This is a genomic window from Flavobacterium ovatum, from assembly GCF_040703125.1.
GTDB classification, from domain to species: domain Bacteria; phylum Bacteroidota; class Bacteroidia; order Flavobacteriales; family Flavobacteriaceae; genus Flavobacterium; species Flavobacterium ovatum.
Map to the genome: position 1 here is coordinate 1,833,237 of NZ_CP160035.1, position 14,285 is coordinate 1,847,521.

A 14,285-nucleotide genomic window follows, 5' to 3' on the forward strand; every position below is an offset into this window, starting at 1 on the left:
TAATATAATTTACAAGTTGAATATTTGATAGGATTGATGGGTTGATTTGACAATTGCCTCTGTGCGTTCTGGATGTGTGTCAGATATAAATAGTTGACCAAAAGCATCACTATTTACCATTTCGATGATTTTAGAGACACGACTTTCGTCTAATTTGTCGAAAATGTCATCAAAGAGCAACAGTGGTTTGACGCCACTTTGTTTTTTTAGAAAATCAAATTGTGCTAGTTTTAGAGCTATCAAAAAAGATTTTTGTTGTCCCTGTGAACCGAATTTTTTAATAGGATGATTGTCGATTTCAAACAATAAATCATCTTTGTGGGTGCCAACACTTGTATATTGTAAAGCACGGTCTTTATTGATGTTTTCTTCTAACAGCGTTATGAGGTCTTTGTTGAATAAATGACTTTCATACACTAATTGTACATCTTCGGCTGAACCTGTTATGGCTTGATGATGTGCATTGAAAATAGGTAGAAATTCAGCTATGAATTCTTTTCTTTTTTCATGAATGTAAGAGCCGAAGCCTTCTAATTGTTCATTGTAAATGGATAAGGTTTCTTTCTCAAAAACGTGGTTTAATGCAAAATACTTCAATAAAGCATTGCGTTGACTCATTACTTTTTGGTAATGTATTAATTGTTGGAGGTATTTGGAGTCCAATTGTGAAATCACACTGTCCATGAATTTCCGGCGGGTTTCACTTCCTTCTACAATAAGGTCTCTGTCCGCAGGTGAAATAATTACAAGAGGTATAAAACCAATGTGATCTGAAAATTTATCATACGCTTTTCCATTGCGTTTGAGGACTTTTTTCTGACCCTTTTTCATGCTACATACTAGTTGTTCTGTGCGTTCTTCTTTAATGAATTCAGCATCAATGACAAAAAACTCTTCACCGTGTTTGATGTTTTGAACGGCTAAAGGATTAAAGTAACTTTTGCCGTAGGAGAGATGGTAAATAGCATCTAAAATATTGGTTTTTCCAATGCCGTTTTTTCCAACAAAACAAATAATCTTACCATCAAACTCAAAATTGACTTCAGAAAAATTTTTATAATTGAATAAGGAAATTTTTTTTAAATACATTTTTTAGGAGACAGCTGATATTATGCTGTTTATTGTTTTTTGTTGTGTTTTCTATAAGAGCTCGCAAATTATTGAAAAAAAATGATAAAAGAGAGGTTTGGGTTGTTTAAGTATCATAAAAAAAGAGGTGTTAATTTGCTGTGTTTAGTGTTAATTGAGATATATTATTTAATTAAATTATAAAAAGCTAGTTTTTATGTGTGAGTTTGAATAAAAATTTTATTTTTGCGGTTCACTAAATTTAATTGAAATGGCTACTTATAATAAAAGAGGATATAAAACACCAAAAGAAAAAGGAGTTAAAGATGCTGCTGGAGATGTAATAATTGATGAAAAAGACAGTACAACTGCTGAAGTTTTTTCTAAATTAGACGAAACAGCTTCTAAAACGGAAGACTGGGTTGCTAGAAATCAAAAAGCTATTATTGGTATTGTAGGAGCTGTAGCTATATTTACAGTAGGTTATTTAGTGTTTCAAAAATTTATTGCAGAGCCAAAACAAAATGAAGCTGCAAACGAAATGTTTTTAGCACAACAAAATTTTGAAAAAGCAACAAATGGTGTCGCTAGTGACTCTCTATATAAATTAGCATTGAATGGTTCAGAAGGTAAATTTGGATTTATCAAAATTGCTGATGAATATTCAGGAACTGATGCTGGAAATTTAGCTAATTATTATGCAGGTATCGCTTTATTGAATACAGGTAAATACGCTGAAGCAATTGACTATTTAGATAAGTTTAAATCAGATGATATGATTTTGAGTGCTTTGGCTAAAGGAGCAATTGGTGATGCTTACTCTGAGAATAACAACGCAGAAGAAGCTTTAAGCTATTATGTGAAAGCAGCTGGTGTGAATAAAAATGATTTCACTACACCACGGTTTTTATTAAAAGCAGGGAAAACAGCCTTGGCTTTAGGTAAAAAAGAAGATGCTTTGAAATATTTAACAGACATTAAGGATAATTACGATACCACTCCAGAAGCTGCTTCTGTTGATGCATTGATTGGATTGGCTCAATAATTTTTTGAGTTTATAATAACAACTATCTAAAATCTTAATTGACTATGGCAACTGAAAATAAAAATCTATCGGTTTATGATAAAAGTACACTACCTAATGCGAAGGATTTTCGTTTTGGAGTAGTAGTGTCCGAATGGAACGAAGAGATTACAGAAGGATTGTATAAAGGAGCTTTAGATGCTTTTTTAGATAACGAAGTGCCTTCTACTAATGTTACTCGTTGGAATGTACCTGGAAGTTTTGAATTGATTTATGGTTGCAAAAAAATGCTTCAAACTCAAAAAGTGGATGCTATAATTGCAATTGGTTGTGTAATCCAGGGTCAAACAAAACATTTTGATTTTGTATGCGAAGGAGTAACACAAGGAATCAAAGACTTAAATGTACAAACAGATATTCCTGTTATATTTTGTGTTTTGACAGATAATACCTTGCAACAGTCTATTGATAGAAGTGGAGGGATTCATGGGAATAAAGGGACTGAAGCAGCTATTGCAGCAATCAAGATGGCTTATATTCGTCAACAGGCTTCCTTAGCACATGAATATAAAAAACCAGCTTTATTGGCCTCTGGTCAATTACAAATAGAAAATGAGCCTCTTAAATTAGAGGAATAAAAAATTATAAATATTTCATTTATAAACCTATACTGTGAAAAATTACAGTGTAGGTTTTTTGTTTTATTTATGATTTAGGAAGTCCTAAATCCAAGTATAAATTTCTTAAATTTGGAACTTTAAACCATAAACCCGAAATAATTTTCAATGTCCAGTATCATTCAATTACTTCCTGATCATGTTGCCAATCAAATTGCCGCTGGAGAAGTCGTACAACGGCCGGCTTCGGTAGTGAAGGAATTGTTGGAAAATGCAGTTGATGCCAAGGCCACTGATATCAAGCTAATTATTAAAGATGCAGGGAAAGCATTGGTACAAGTCATTGACAACGGATTAGGAATGACAGTTACAGATGCTCGTTTGTGTTTTGAGCGCCACGCCACTTCTAAAATCCGTTTGGCTGAAGATTTATTTTCCATAGGTACAAAAGGTTTTCGTGGCGAAGCATTAGCTTCTATTGCTGCGATTGCCCATGTAGAAATGAAAACCAAGCAAGATCAAGAAGAGCTAGGAACTCAAATTGTGATTGAAGGAAGTAAGTTTATCTCACAAGAGGTAGCGGTTTTACCTAAAGGAACCTCATTTTCGGTCAAAAATCTGTTTTTTAATATTCCAGCTCGTCGTAATTTTTTAAAGTCGGATACGGTGGAATACCGTCATGTTATTGATGAGTTTCAACGAGTAGCCTTGGCGCACCCTAATATCTATTTTACTTTTTACCATAATGGCAGCGAAATGTTTAATTTACCACCTTCCACATTAAGGCAACGTGTAGTAAATGTTTTTGCTGGTAAAACCAACGAAAAGTTAGTTCCTGTTCAAGAGGAAACCGAGATTGTAACCATTCAAGGTTTTGTGAGTAAACCGGAATTTGCCAAAAAAAGTAGGGGAGAGCAATTCTTTTTTGTTAATGATCGATTTATAAAAAGCGGTTATTTGCACCATGCAATTATGGCGGCTTATGATGGGATTTTAAAAGATGGTGCGCAGCCGAGTTATTTTTTATACTTAACCGTGCCACCAAATACCATTGATATTAATATTCATCCTACCAAAACGGAAATTAAGTTTGATGATGAACATGCTTTGTATGCTATTTTAAGAGCTTCTATAAAACATAGTCTAGGTCAGTTTAATATAGCACCTGTTTTGGATTTTGATAGAGATTCGAATCTTGATACGCCATATAGTTTTAAAGATCTGGAAGGAGCAACACCTACGATTCAAGTGGATCGTACCTTTAATCCCTTTTCAGATGATAAAGTAAATAAGCATTATTCAGGAGGTTCTAGTTCGAATTATAAAAAACCAATTGCTACGGCACAATGGGAAAGTTTGTATGTTGGCCTTGGGAAAGAAGATGAATTTGCAACTAGTGGTATTGAATTTGAAAATGAACTGGTAACAGGTTCTTTATTCAATGATGGTGAAGTAGAACAAACGGTACGAAACACCTACCAAATTCATAAAAAATATATTGTGTCACCTATAAAGTCTGGAATGGTGATTGTGGATCAGCAACGAGCACATCAGCGCGTGTTGTATGAGCAGTTTTTGACGAATATGACCGTTCATCAAGCCTCTAGTCAGCAATTGTTGTTTCCTTTGGAGTTGTATTTTTCGACTACCGAAATGGAATTGATTGCCGACTTGAAATTGTCTTTGGTCAACACTGGATTTATATTTGACGATTCATACACAGAGCATGTTGTGATTTCTGGAATTCCAGTCAATGTGGTCGAAAGTGAAGTGTCGATTTTATTAGAACAATTATTAAGTGACTTACAAGATGGTATTCCTGAAAATAGTTTCAGTCAAAATGATTCAATTGCTAAATCCATGGCAAAGAGTTTAGCCGTCAAAACAGGCACCGCTTTAACCATTAAAGAACAAGAAAATTTAGTTAACGGACTTTTTGCTTGCAAAGAGCCTAATGTTTCCCCTTTTCAAAAACCAACTTTCATCACCATGCGTGTGGAAGATATAGATAAAAAATTTGCAATATGATGAATGTAACCGATACGGTAAAACAAATAATTATAATAAACATCCTGTTTTTTATAGGTACTCAATTTGTAGGTGATCCTGCGTATAAAGTCTTAGCCATGTTTTTTCCTGAAAACTCAGATTTTCATGGTTGGCAAATTATCACACACATGTTTATGCATGGTGGATTGATGCATATCTTTTTTAATATGTTTGCTTTGTATTCTTTTGGTTCGGCGATGGAACATTTTTGGGGAGGACGCAAGTTTCTGTTTTTTTATATTTCCTGTGGATTGGGTGCGGCAGCATTGCATACAGCAATTAATTACTATTATTTTAATCAAGCTATTGATATCATTACTTCTAGTGGATTTGCGAAAGAAGATGTTATGCAACTTTTGAACCAAGGGAAAATCAATACACAGTGGCAAGAGATTCTTACCGTTTCACAATTTCAAAACTTTATGAGTTCTTTTGGTGGTGTAATGGTTGGAGCTTCTGGGGCTATTTATGGAGTGATCGTTGCTTTTGCTTTTATGTTTCCTAATGCTGAATTATCATTAATGTTTATTCCAATTCCAATTAAAGCGAAGTATTTTGTACCTGGATTGGTGTTGATTGATTTGTATTTGGGAGTTTCAGGACAATCTATTTTTGGAGGTTCTGGAGGTGGTGGAATTGCTCATTTTGCTCACGTAGGTGGTGCGTTATGCGGGCTTTTGATTATGTGGTATTGGAAGAAAAATCAATTCAATGACAATCGTTGGAACTAGTTTTTAGGAATTAATTCAGAAATTAAAATGAATATTTTAGAAGATTTAAAAGTACAATACAAACTCGGAGGAATAGCCTATAGATTAATCTACTGGAATGTGGGTTGTTTTCTGATTTCATTAGTTTTTTTCTACCAATATCAAGGAGGCAATTTTAATTTCCCTTCTTGGATTGCATTGAAAACAGATCCAGCTCCATTTATTTATGCTCCATGGACTTTTTTAACGTATGCTTTCTTTCATGACGGATTTCTGCATTTGTTATTCAATATGATAATATTGAACTTTTCCAGCCAGTTATTTTTAACTTATTTTACCCAAAAGCAGTTTTTAGGACTTTATTTTCTAAGCGCCATTTTTGCAGGTGCTGTTTTTGTAGGGAGTTATTATTTTATGAATATAAGTTCTGGAATTGTAGGAGCATCGGCTGCAATAATGGCTATTTTGGTGGCGGTAACTACATATCAGCCTCTAATGAATGTTCGCTTAATGTTGATTGGAAATGTGAAATTATGGCATATTACAGCTGTTATTTTGATTTTAGATTTAATGCAATTTCGTTTAGGTAATACTGGTGGACATATTTCGCATTTGTCAGGAGCTTTGTTCGGTTTGGTTTTTATTAAATTATTACAAAACGGAACTGATCTAAGTAAGTTGGTGTCTGGAGTGATTGATTTTGCTGCTAATTTGTTTAATAAATCTGGAAAAATGCCGTTTAAGAAAGTACATAAAAATTATTCTAAACCTATCGAAAAGAGAGAATCTAGAATTGTCACAAAAGATAAATCACAACAGCAGATTGATGAAATTCTAGATAAAATCAGTCAATCAGGGTATGATAGTCTGACCAAAGAGGAAAAAGAATTTTTGTTTAAAGTAGGAAAGTAGGAATAGTAAATTGATGTTTACAGCTATTTCTAAAATGTAAATATTAGGTTTTCAAACCGAAAAAGGAATGATATGAAGAAGCTTTCATGGTTCAATAGAGGGATGTTTTTTTTTAATATTGTATTAACTATCGTCACGTTTATCGCTTACATTTTGCCTTTTTTGGCACCCAAAATGTTTCCGATATTATCTGTGTTAACACTCTTCATGCCCGCTTTTTTTATTTTCAATACGCTGTTTTTTCTTTATTGGGCAATACAATTCAAAAAACGTATGGTGCTTTCTGGATTAGTACTGTTGATGGGGATTACTTTTATAAATAAATTTTATAAATTTTCTACTAAAGAATATCCAGAAGACGAGAAAGATTTTGTGGTAATGAGTTATAACGTTCGTCTGCTGAACCTTTTCAAATGGTTAGATAAAGAAGATGTGCCACACAATATTTTGTCTTTCATTAATGATAAAAACCCTAATATTCTCTGCATCCAAGAATATTCGCATTCGGCTAATATTGATTTGAAAATTTATCCTCATAAGTATATTTACATGACGGGGAATAAAATTAAAACTGGACAAGCTATTTTTTCTAAATTCCCTATTATTGACCAAGGAAATATAGTTTTTCCCAACTCGAATAACAACGTTATTTATGCTGATATAAAGAAAGGGAAAGATATTATTCGTATTTATAATATGCATTTACAATCCATTAAGATTTCTCCAGATGTCAATGAGATTTCTGAAAATATTGACGCAATGAATCAGGGGAAATCCCAAATAATGCTTTTTAGAATCAGTAAAGCATTTAAACAACAGCAAGACCAAGCTGAAATTTTAAAGGAACATAAGAGACAATGCAAATACCCTGTAATCATCTGTGGAGATATGAATAACAGTGCTTTCTCTTATGTGTATAGAAATATTAAAGGAAACCTAAAAGATAGTTTTGAAGAGGCCGGTCTTGGCTTTGGGCAAACGTATAAATTCAAATATTACCCAGCTAGAATTGATTATATTTTTGTGGACCAAAGCATAAAAGTCAAAACTTTTGAGAGTTTTTCAGATTTTGAAAACTCGGACCATTATCCTATTATGGCTAAAATCTCTTTGGACTAGTTGGTGTTTTTTGCAGGAAAGGCACAAAGTTTTTAAAATAAATCCATTTTAGATTTTTTAAATTTGCAGTATCTGTCTGCTAATCCCTTTATATTTTAATTATGGGAGTAGCAAAGTTTGGTTCTTTGCATAATCAATCGTGAACTTTCCTTCATTAAATATCAAATCCAAGACGCTCAAGTTATTTATAAAACCGTGTTTATCATCAAAAACTTGTTGATAAGGTTCAAAAACCGAACTGTCTTTTTTTCCGTTGGCCAAGAAACGATAATCTTTGGTAACATTAGAATCGATTTCATGAAAATATTCGGTGGTGGTAGTAAAGGCTAGTTTAATGCGTAAACATTTGGTTAGAAATTCGAATACTTCAAAATTCAAATCGAGCAAAAATTTGTGTTTTTTCTCGAATAAAGGAGTGATATCATCTTCAAAATGTTCAAAAAAAGGCGAACTTCTATAAGCTGCTTCTAAGGATTTGAAATGCTGCTTTTGCCAATCGAAGTCAGAATCAATCAAAATTTCCTTTGTTTTTTGATGATTGTCTTTGGAATGTTTGATAGGGATATTTAATAACTGAATTCCATTTGGACTATATATATAAGTGCGGTTTCTATTGGTCTGTTTTTGGAAATTGTCTTCCACTTCAAAAACAATTTCATCTGCCTGCACCATAGCCGAAAAATGACTGATAGACGGAAAATAAGTAGGGTGAAGTAAGGTGTCCATTTGTTTAATTGTTTAAAGTTTACAGTTTAAGATAGTTTTGGGAAACGTTTTGTCTCAAACTGTAAACTTTTTGACTAAAGATCTTTGTTCTCTTTTCTTTTTTTATAAAAATGTTCTCCTACGAAATAGAGCGCTAAGAAAATCAAGAAATATTTGAAGTATGATTGTGGTTGTCCTTCGCCGCTTACGGTTGTGAACACACGGTCCCAACGCACTTTGTTGATTCCTTTACCGTTAGTATCCCAACTCATCCAGATGAAAACAGGTTTTCCTACAATATGGTCTTCTGGAACAAATCCCCAGTAACGACTATCTTCAGAGTTGTGACGGTTGTCACCCATCATCCAGTAGTAATCTTGTTTGAAAGTGTAGGTGGTAACAATTTGACCGTTTAATCGGATTTCGTTTCCAGTTACTTTTAGGTCATTGTTATTGCCGTTCTCGTCTTTTTCGTATGCTTTGATGATTCTTTCGTAAAAAGGAAGTGTTTCAAGTGTTAACGAAACCTTTTTCCCTGCTTGGGGAATGTATATTGGTCCAAAATTATCTCTATTCCATTTGTTTATATGGGGAAAAATTCCACTTTCAGTACCTCTTGCAATTTCTTGTTTTACAGCTGTAATTCCAGCGGTATTTTTTAATACTTCGGCACTAGTAGCAGTTAATGCTCTGAAATAAACCGTATCACGAGAAGTTTCGTCCTTGAAACCGGCACCATCTGTAATGTCTAATTTTTTGATTAATGATTCAAAATCAATAGGCGTTTTTCCGTCTATAGCGACTGCATAAGAAAATTGCGGTTTAGCTCTTTCTGGCAAAACCAATACTTTCCCGTCAATATAAACGATTCCGTCTTTGATAGATAAATTATCTCCAGGAATACCAACACATCTCTTTACATAGTTTGATTCTTTGTCGATAGGTTTGATAACACCAGGACGACCTTTTGGCTCAAAAAAGTAATGTACAGTATCTACCGGCCAGTTGAAAACCACAATGTCGGTACGGTTGATTTTTTCTATGGCTGGTAATCTTAAGTAAGGTAATTGCGGCCATGATAAATAAGATTTTCTTTTGGTTGCTGGGATAGAGTCGTGAACCATTGGTAATGCTACGGTTGTCATTGGTACTCTAGCTCCATAATTGACTTTGCTCACAAAAAGGAAATCTCCAACTAGTAGTGATTTTTCTAAGGATGAGGTTGGGATTGTATAAGGTTGAACAAAATAGGTGTGAACTATAGTTGCTACCACAATGGCAAATAGTAATGAGCTTACGGTATCAGCTGTTTTGTTTTCAGGACTTAAGCTACGGTCTGAAATGTATTCTAATTTTTGAGTGTAATTGATGTATCCCACATACAAACCACAAGTAAAAATAGCTAAAAGTGTGTCAACTGTACTACGTTTTCCAAAACTTCTTAGGGTTTCTACCCAAATTACAGGAAACATAATTAGGTTAATGATTGGGATAAAAAGTAAAATGGTCCACCAACTAGGGCGACCTATAATTTTCATAAGTACGATCGCATTATAAACAGGAATTGCAGCTTCCCATTTATTCCTTCCTGCGGCTTCGTATAATTTCCAAGTACTTATAAAGTGAACGACTTGGATGAAAAGAAAAAACACAAACCATTGAATTAGTGTCATAGATTCTTAGTATTAGTAGTTAGTTATTTTGTTGTTATTTGATGTTTAATACATCTTTCATAGAGAAAACCCCTTGTTTCCCTGCTAACCATTCTGCAGCAACGACAGCCCCAAAAGCAAAACCTTCGCGAGTATGAGCAGTATGTTTGATTTCGATACTATCTACGTTTGAGTTGTAATTTACAGTATGTGTTCCAGGAACTTCATCTAAACGAACGGCTTCAATATGAATTTCGTTTTCTTTTGCTTCTTCTAGTGTCCAGTTAGTATAGTTACTGTTTTCAATCACGCCTTTGGCTAGTGAAATAGCAGTTCCGCTTGGAGCATCTAGTTTGTGAATGTGGTGAATCTCTTCCATCGTCACGTTGTAACTGTCTAGATTGGCCATCATTTTAGCTAAATAATCATTAAGTTCAAAAAAGATATTTACACCAAGACTAAAGTTAGAACTAGAAATAAATCCTCCGTTTTTTGCGGCACACAAAGCAATCATTTCGTCATAATGTTCTAGCCATCCTGTTGTTCCAGAAACCACTGGCACATTAGCATGAAAACAACTAGAGATATTGTCCACTGCGGCCATAGGGACGCTAAAGTCAATAGCGACATCAGCCGTTGCTAGTCCATCATAGGTGTTGAATTCGTCTTTTTTCAAAACGATTTCATGACCTCTTTCTAGAGCAATTCTTTCGATTACTTGACCCATTTTTCCGTATCCTAAAAGCGCAATTTTCATTTGTTATTTTTTATAAATTAAAAATATAAGGTTGTGATTATATTTTATGTTCTGTTTAAAAGTTGTAATTCAATGTCAATCCCAAATTGGTTTTAGCATTTAGTTCATTTTGATACAAACTTGGTTTAAGCGATAGATTTTCATCTACATTAAACTGTAATAAAGCCGCGTCTACATTGGCATCAATAATATTGAGTACATAAAAACCAACAACAAATAGGGCCGATAAATCTCGGTTGCGTTGGTAGAATTTTTGAGCACTTATCAATCTGCTATCATCTAGGTAACTGTACTTGTCGTCAGTAAAACCTTCAAGTCTTTGTTTGTAGGCATTGCGAAACAAATTATACTTTTTTTGACTATCTAAATAAAAATATAAACTAGTTCCAATGGCTCCATAAACCAATGGGATTTTCCAATATTTTTTATTGTAAGCTTGGCCTAATCCAGGCAAAATAGCCGAATAAAAGGCTGCTTTTGCTGGAGTCAAAGGATCGATGTCGTTTGATTTGACCAAGTTTTGGGTGGTGACAACAGGTTCTGCTTTTCCTCCTTGCGCAAAAACAAAAGTTGTTCCAAGTATAAAAAGGAGTAAGACTATGGAAACTATTTTATTCACTATCCTTTTATTAATTCAATAATTCGATTAAAATCTTCTTCTGATTGAAACGGGATGGTGATTTTTCCTTTTCCGTTACCAGCTACTTTGACATCTACTTTGTTTCCAAAATACCTGTTAAATGTATTTTTTTGTTCGTCATCGATTTCAAACGAAGAAACTTTAGCTTTAGTCGCTGGTTTTGGTTTTAAACTCTCGTGGTAATTCTTCACCAAAGCTTCGGTATCACGTACCGAAAGATTTTGACTTACAATTTTTTGATAAATATCAGTTTGTATGTCTAAGTCTTCGATGTTGATAATGGCACGTCCGTGTCCCATACTGATAAAACCATCACGAATTCCGGTTTGAATTATCGGGTCTAGTTTTAAAAGACGTAAATAGTTAGCAATCGTAGAACGTTTTTTTCCCACACGGTCACTCATTTGTTCTTGAGTCAGCTGAATTTCATCTATCAAACGTTGGTAAGAAAGTGCAATTTCAATTGGATCTAAATCGTGACGTTGAATGTTTTCAACCAGTGCCATAACTAATGATTCGTTATCATTAGCAATACGAATATAAGCAGGAATCGTGGTCAATCCCACAAGAGTAGAAGCTCTAAGACGTCTTTCTCCAGAGATTAATTGGTATTTATTGAAATCTAATTTACGGACAGTAATTGGTTGAATAACACCTAGTTCCTTAATGGAAACAGCGAGTTCTTTCAGCGCCTCTTCGTTGAAATTACTTCTAGGTTGAAACGGATTGATTTCGATAGCATCAATTTCAAGCTCAATGATATTTCCAACGACTTTGTCAGCGTTTTTATCAGTTGCTGATGTAATATCGTTTTCGGGATCTTTTAATAAGGCAGATAAACCTCTTCCTAGGGCTTGTTTTTTTATTGCTTTTGCCATAAAATTAGTTGCTGTTTTTCTTTATTACTTCTTCAGCTAGGCTTAAATAATTAGTAGCACCTTTACTGGTTGCGTCATAGTTGATAATGCTTTCTCCAAAACTTGGTGCCTCACTCAACTTTACGTTTCTTTGTATAATGGTATTGAAAACCATATCGTTGAAGTGTTTTTGAACCTCTTCAACCACTTGGTTAGACAAGCGTAATCTTGAGTCGTACATAGTCAATAATAAACCTTCGATGTCTAAATCTGGATTGTGGATTTTTTGAATGCTCTTTATAGTATTTAAAAGTTTTCCTAAACCTTCCAAGGCAAAATATTCACATTGAATAGGAATAATTACCGAGTCAGCCGCAGTAAGAGCGTTCAACGTAAGTAATCCCAAAGAAGGTGCACAGTCAATAATGATATAGTCATAATTGTCTTTCACACTTTCTAATGCTTTTTTAAGCATGTATTCCCTATTTTCCTTATCTACCAATTCGATTTCGATGGCAACAAGGTCAATATGTGCAGGAATTACATCCACGTTAGGGGCTGTACATTTTATAATAGCTTCTGATGGTGTATTACTATGTTCTAAAATTTGGTAAGTTCCAATTTCTACATTTTCCACATCTATGCCAACTCCTGAGCTCGCATTGGCTTGAGGGTCAGCGTCAATAAGTAAAACTTTTTTCTCTAAAACACCTAAGGAAGCTGCCAGATTGATTGACGTTGTTGTTTTTCCAACTCCTCCTTTTTGATTAGCAATCGCAATGATTTTGCCCATTTATTTTGTCTAAATTTTGAACGGTAAAAATACAATTTATTATGGTTTCTAAAAATCTAATTTGTTAACATTTGTTAATGGTTGATTTGTGGTTGTTTGGGGAATGTGAATTCCAAGATAATTATTCGTTTTTTGAGTGAAATAAATAAATTTAAGTTGCATCAAAATATTAATTTTACGATGATGTTTATGTGTTTTTTTTTGGGTGTATAAAAGTTAAAGGCTAGCTTTTTAATCTGAAATTTACTATATTGGTTTATTGATTTTTTTGATTTTGGATTAAGTAAATTTTTTTATCATGGAAAACGAGGATAATAAACTTAAAAAAGTTTGGAAAGAAGGTAATAAGACAGCACGTCAACTTACATCTATACCTGAAATTAATTTTAATGAGCTGATTAGTTCATTGGTAAGTCTAGGTCCATTTTATTTCTATGTAATTGACTTTTTTGATATGTCAATATCACATGTAAGCCCTTCAATAAAAGACATTCATGGTTTTGACCCTGAAACAGTAACTTTTGACGATATTATACAAACTATTCATCCAGAGGATATGGATTTTGTAGCCAATGCTGAAAATGCCAATTTAAAATTTCTTTATAATATTGTTGGAGTTGATAATATTGTCAATTATAAAGCTAGTTATTCTTTTAGAAGTAGACTAAAGAATGGAGAATATGGTATGCTAAATCATCAAGCTATTGTTTTGACTACTGATGAGAATGGTGGGTTTGGTAAAGCATTAAATATTCATACAAATATAGATCATCTGACAAAGAAAAATAGCTATACATTCTCATTAATCGGTTTAAAAGATAATCCTTCCTATACGGATATTAATGTTTCTTTTGAATCTAATGAATTCACTTGTTTTTCCAAACGCGAAATGGAAATTATCAAATTAATTTCAGAAGGACTTACCACTATTCAGATTTCTGAAATCTTTAATATTAGTGAACACACCGTAAAAACACACCGTAAAAACATCAACAAAAAATCGGATTGTAAAAACGCTTCTGAATTGATTAATAAGTGTATTTCTCTGGGGTTGATTTAGGTTTTATGGATTATATTTAAAATAGTTGTTTACCTTATTTTTTTTCTTTTTAAATTTCTTGTATAAGCAAAAAATAATTGTATCTTTGCACCCGCGTTACGGGGTGTAGCGTAGCTCGGTTATCGCGCCTGCTTTGGGAGCAGGAGGCCGCAGGTTCGAATCCTGCCACCCCGACTAAAACCTTCTTGTGAACCAAGGAGGTTTTTTTATTTCTACAAATGAACAAGCGATTGTTTTTTTAATACTTAGATTCATTAATAAAAGTATTTATTGTGTAAGAGACTTTCTATTTTGAGCTGTGTTGTACTTAAAACTACTACAT

Annotated in this window: 14 protein-coding genes and 1 tRNA gene; 8 read left to right on the forward strand and 7 right to left on the reverse strand. The window is 33.6% G+C overall.

The window, feature by feature from the left end:
- Nucleotides 1–9 precede the first annotated feature (9 nt).
- Nucleotides 10–1,089: a DNA replication and repair protein RecF gene (gene recF, locus ABZP37_RS07870; RefSeq protein WP_366187077.1), complete on the reverse strand. Its 1,080-nt coding sequence runs from the start codon at nucleotides 1,087–1,089 to the stop codon at nucleotides 10–12.
- 250 nt (nucleotides 1,090–1,339) lie between these two features.
- On the opposite strand from recF, the gene ABZP37_RS07875 reads away from it, so the two are divergent.
- From ABZP37_RS07875 to ABZP37_RS07900, 6 genes are all read left to right on the forward strand, one after another.
- A complete protein-coding gene (locus tag ABZP37_RS07875) occupies nucleotides 1,340–2,113 on the forward strand; it encodes a tetratricopeptide repeat protein (protein ID WP_366187079.1) in 774 nt (257 codons plus the stop codon).
- Nucleotides 2,114–2,157: 44 nt separating this feature from the next.
- A complete protein-coding gene (gene ribH, locus ABZP37_RS07880) occupies nucleotides 2,158–2,730 on the forward strand; it encodes a 6,7-dimethyl-8-ribityllumazine synthase (protein WP_366187081.1) in 573 nt (190 codons plus the stop codon).
- Nucleotides 2,731–2,877: 147 nt separating this feature from the next.
- Nucleotides 2,878–4,737: a DNA mismatch repair endonuclease MutL gene (gene mutL, locus ABZP37_RS07885; protein WP_366187083.1), complete on the forward strand. Its 1,860-nt coding sequence runs from the start codon at nucleotides 2,878–2,880 to the stop codon at nucleotides 4,735–4,737.
- Nucleotides 4,734–5,489, forward strand: coding sequence for a rhomboid family intramembrane serine protease (locus ABZP37_RS07890; RefSeq protein ID WP_366187084.1), 756 nt, complete (start codon nucleotides 4,734–4,736; stop codon nucleotides 5,487–5,489). Before mutL ends, ABZP37_RS07890 begins: the two co-directional genes overlap by 4 nt.
- Before the next feature lie 27 nt (nucleotides 5,490–5,516).
- Nucleotides 5,517–6,380 (forward strand): rhomboid family intramembrane serine protease, encoded by an 864-nt coding sequence (locus ABZP37_RS07895; RefSeq protein WP_366187086.1) that lies wholly within the window; start codon nucleotides 5,517–5,519, stop codon nucleotides 6,378–6,380.
- Nucleotides 6,381–6,452: 72 nt separating this feature from the next.
- Nucleotides 6,453–7,499, forward strand: a complete 1,047-nt coding sequence (locus tag ABZP37_RS07900) for an endonuclease/exonuclease/phosphatase family protein (protein ID WP_366187088.1) — start codon at nucleotides 6,453–6,455, stop codon at nucleotides 7,497–7,499.
- A gap of 99 nt (nucleotides 7,500–7,598) precedes the next feature.
- Here the strand turns inward: ABZP37_RS07900 and ABZP37_RS07905 are convergent, their stop codons facing one another.
- The 6 genes from ABZP37_RS07905 to ABZP37_RS07930 form a co-directional block, all read right to left on the reverse strand.
- Nucleotides 7,599–8,225: a WbqC family protein gene (locus tag ABZP37_RS07905; RefSeq protein ID WP_366187090.1), complete on the reverse strand. Its 627-nt coding sequence runs from the start codon at nucleotides 8,223–8,225 to the stop codon at nucleotides 7,599–7,601.
- A 74-nt stretch (nucleotides 8,226–8,299) separates the two neighbouring features.
- Nucleotides 8,300–9,877: a signal peptidase I gene (gene lepB, locus ABZP37_RS07910; protein WP_366187091.1), complete on the reverse strand. Its 1,578-nt coding sequence runs from the start codon at nucleotides 9,875–9,877 to the stop codon at nucleotides 8,300–8,302.
- Nucleotides 9,878–9,911: 34 nt separating this feature from the next.
- Complete coding sequence (dapB, locus tag ABZP37_RS07915; protein WP_366187093.1) at nucleotides 9,912–10,613, reverse strand: 4-hydroxy-tetrahydrodipicolinate reductase; 702 nt, start codon at nucleotides 10,611–10,613, stop codon at nucleotides 9,912–9,914.
- Nucleotides 10,614–10,668: 55 nt separating this feature from the next.
- Nucleotides 10,669–11,232, reverse strand: coding sequence for a DUF5683 domain-containing protein (locus tag ABZP37_RS07920; protein ID WP_366187095.1), 564 nt, complete (start codon nucleotides 11,230–11,232; stop codon nucleotides 10,669–10,671).
- Nucleotides 11,232–12,131 (reverse strand): ParB/RepB/Spo0J family partition protein, encoded by a 900-nt coding sequence (locus ABZP37_RS07925; RefSeq protein ID WP_366187096.1) that lies wholly within the window; start codon nucleotides 12,129–12,131, stop codon nucleotides 11,232–11,234. The genes ABZP37_RS07920 and ABZP37_RS07925 overlap by 1 nt, the downstream gene beginning before the upstream one ends.
- Nucleotides 12,132–12,135: 4 nt before the next feature.
- Nucleotides 12,136–12,903: an AAA family ATPase gene (locus ABZP37_RS07930; protein WP_366187098.1), complete on the reverse strand. Its 768-nt coding sequence runs from the start codon at nucleotides 12,901–12,903 to the stop codon at nucleotides 12,136–12,138.
- A 298-nt stretch (nucleotides 12,904–13,201) separates the two neighbouring features.
- Here ABZP37_RS07930 and ABZP37_RS07935 point away from each other — a divergent pair, with 298 nt between their 5' ends.
- Both ABZP37_RS07935 and ABZP37_RS07940 read left to right on the forward strand, forming a co-directional pair.
- Nucleotides 13,202–13,963, forward strand: a complete 762-nt coding sequence (locus ABZP37_RS07935) for a LuxR C-terminal-related transcriptional regulator (RefSeq protein ID WP_366187100.1) — start codon at nucleotides 13,202–13,204, stop codon at nucleotides 13,961–13,963.
- A 99-nt stretch (nucleotides 13,964–14,062) separates the two neighbouring features.
- Nucleotides 14,063–14,137, forward strand: a tRNA-Pro gene (locus ABZP37_RS07940).
- The last annotated feature ends 148 nt before the right edge of the window (nucleotides 14,138–14,285 follow it).